This is a genomic window from Streptomyces sp. SID3212 (assembly GCF_009865405.1).
Taxonomy (GTDB): Bacteria; Actinomycetota; Actinomycetes; order Streptomycetales; family Streptomycetaceae; genus Streptomyces.
Genome location: NZ_WWJY01000017.1, coordinates 1 through 2,676, shown reverse-complemented (window position 1 = coordinate 2,676; position 2,676 = coordinate 1). Strand labels below are relative to the sequence as shown.

General features: G+C 71.1%; 2 protein-coding genes and 2 pseudogenes. 1 reads left to right on the top strand and 3 read right to left on the bottom strand.

What is annotated here, in order from left to right:
* From GT042_RS01155 to GT042_RS01145, 3 genes and pseudogenes are all read right to left on the bottom strand, one after another.
* Positions 1-446, bottom strand: a pseudogene (locus GT042_RS01155) (penicillin-binding protein 2); the annotation flags it as partial.
* Entirely contained in the window at positions 446-1,837 is a 1,392-nt protein-coding gene (locus tag GT042_RS01150; RefSeq protein ID WP_161306824.1) for an FtsW/RodA/SpoVE family cell cycle protein, read from the bottom strand. The gene GT042_RS01150 and the pseudogene GT042_RS01155, both read right to left, overlap by 1 nt.
* A gap of 94 nt (positions 1,838-1,931) precedes the next feature.
* Entirely contained in the window at positions 1,932-2,279 is a 348-nt protein-coding gene (locus tag GT042_RS01145; RefSeq protein WP_161306823.1) for a zinc-ribbon domain-containing protein, read from the bottom strand.
* 166 nt (positions 2,280-2,445) lie between these two features.
* Here GT042_RS01145 and GT042_RS01140 point away from each other — a divergent pair.
* Positions 2,446-2,676 (top strand): annotated as a pseudogene (locus tag GT042_RS01140) (NERD domain-containing protein); the annotation flags it as partial.

Genomic DNA, 2,676 nt, shown 5'->3' with positions numbered 1-2,676 from the left:
CCGTCGAACGCGGCCCGCTGCATCGACGCCCGCACGGTCGTGGCGACCCGGCCGCCGGGCTGGCGCCCGCGGGTGACGTCGTTCCAGAAGGGCAGGGGCGCGAGCAGCGGGTTCGTACCGGTGAGGAGGTTGTCCTCGGCGTTCTCCAGCAGGGTCGTGCCGTACGTCTGGGAGGCGTAGCCCGTGACGGGCGCGTACAGGGGGCCGTCGGTGTACGTGCGCTCGAAGCGCAGCTGCTCGCCGGTGTCCTTGGAGCCGGTGACCGCCCTGCCGTCGACGAGGATGTTGCCGCGCCGCTGCTCGAAACGGGCCACGGTCTGGCGGCGGTTGGCCGGGTTGTCGTCGAGCGTGTCGGCCTCGATGACCTGGATCCGGCCCGCGTTGACGAACAGGGCGACCAGCAGGAGCAGGCAGAAGACGGTGGTGTGACGGATCTGACGGATCATCAGTGCGTCTCCGTCCCCTCGGGCAGCGGGACCACGAGGTCGGGTTCCTCCACCGGTTCGGGGCGCGGGGCGCGGGCCGAGTCGCTGATCCGGATCAGCAGGGCCACGATGATCCAGTTGGTGACGACCGAGGAACCGCCCTGCGCCAGGAAGGGCATCGCCATGCCGGTCAGCGGGATCAGCCCCATCACGCCCCCCGCGATCACGAAGACCTGGAGGGCGAGGATGGAGGAGAGCCCGACGGCCAGGAGCTGTCCGAAGGGGTGGGGCAGGGCGAGGCCGGCGCGGTAGCCACGGGCGACGAGCAGCGCGTACAGCAGGAAGATCGCGGTGAGGCCGACCAGGCCCAGTTCCTCGCCCGCCGTCGCCAGGATGAAGTCGGACTTGGCGGCGAACCCGATCAGGACGGACTCGCCGAGGCCGAGGCCGGTGCCGAACATCCCGCCGGCGGCGAACGCGAAGAGGGACTGCGCGAGCTGGCCGGGCCCCTGGCCCGCGTCGATGGACGCGTACGGGGAGAGCCAGTCCTCCACGCGGCCGTGGACGTGGGGTTCGTACGACCCGACCACAAAGGCGCCGACCGCCGCCAGGAGCAACCCGACCGCGATCCAGCCGATCCGCCCCGTGGCCACGTACAGCAGGATCACGAACAGCCCGAAGAAGAGCAGCGAGGTGCCCAGGTCGCGTTCGAGGACCAGGACGATGACGCTCAGGAGCCAGATCGCGACGATCGGCCCGAGCACCCGGCCGGTGGGCAGCTGGAGCTTCCACCAGAGGCGGCGGCCGGTGTAGGCGAGGGCGTTGCGGTTCGCGGCGAGGTACGAGGCGAAGAAGACGGCGAGCAGGATCTTGGCGAACTCCCCGGGCTGGAACGAGAGTCCGCCGATCCTGATCCAGATCTTGGCGCCGTTCACGGCCGGGAAGAAGATCGGCACGATCAGCAGGACGAGCGCGGCGGCCACGCAGACGTAGGCGTACCGCTGGAGGACGCGCGCCTCGCGCAGGAACAGGACGGCCGCGATGAACAGCGCGACGCCGAGCGTGGACCAGACCAGCTGCGCGGGCGCGGCCTGGTCGCGCGGGGTCTCCAGGTCGAGCCGGTAGATGAGCACCAGGCCGAGGCCGTTGAGGAGGACCGCGATGGGGAGCAGGAGCGGGTCCGCGTACGGGGCGCGGAGGCGGACGGCGAGGTGCGCGAGGAGCGCGAGCAGGCCGAGGCCCGCGCCGTGGCGGACCGTGTCGGGGGGTACGGCGTGGTTCCTGCCGAGCCCGACGGCGAGGTAGCCGACGACGGAGATGACGACGGCGCAGACGAGGAGGGAGAGTTCGACACCCCGGCGCTTGGGGAGGCGTGGCTCGGGCGGGGGCGGGTCCGCCCTCGTTGCGGTCATGCTCCGCAACGTAGCAAGGAGGTGCGGCTTATGCCCGCTTATGTCGGGGTGCGAGGCATGTCGAACTCACGTCAGGGGGGCGCGTCGGTCCCGGTCAGCGCTGGTACGGGTTCTGCTGGCCCTGGCCCTGGCCGTATCCCGGCCCGCCCTGCCCGCCGCCCTGTCCGTACGCCTGGCCCCCGCCCTGCCCGTAACCCGGCGCGGGCGCCGCGCTCTGCGCCAGCAGCTGGTCCGCCTGCTCCTTCTGCAACCGCTGCTCGGCGCCGCAGAACGTGCACTGCGTCTGGTACTTGGTGGAGAAGGGGAACAGCGGTACGAAGAACAGGGTGAACTTGGTGACCCGCTTGCGGAGGGTGTGTGCGGAGGGGTTGCCGCAACTGCCGCAGACCAGCGTCAATATGGCCAGTTGGTAGAGATAGCCCTTGGTGCCAAAAATGATCATGGGTGAATCCTTCCGGGGTCCGTGTCCGGGGGCCCGTGTTCGGGGCCCGTGTCCGCGGCCCGTGCCTGGAGAGAGTGTCTGGGGAGAGCGTGCTGTACGGAGTCTGCCGTACGGAGGTGACACGTTCGGGGGCATTTCCCTCCCCCGACGTGGGGAGTGATGAGGAATGACCCGATTACGTGTCGCCCCGGCGCCGCGGCACAGCCAGGACCGGCTGTACGTGACGCTGCCGGACGGTACGGGCGTGGCCTGGTACGACAGGAGCGCCGGACGCGTCAGCCTCCTGCCGGGGGCGGGGCGCGAGGAGGTGCTGGCGGCGCTCGCGCCGTACCTGAGCGGTGAGGTGGCCGTCGGGCCGCCGCCGGTGCCGACGCCCGCCGAGCTGGACCGGCTGGCG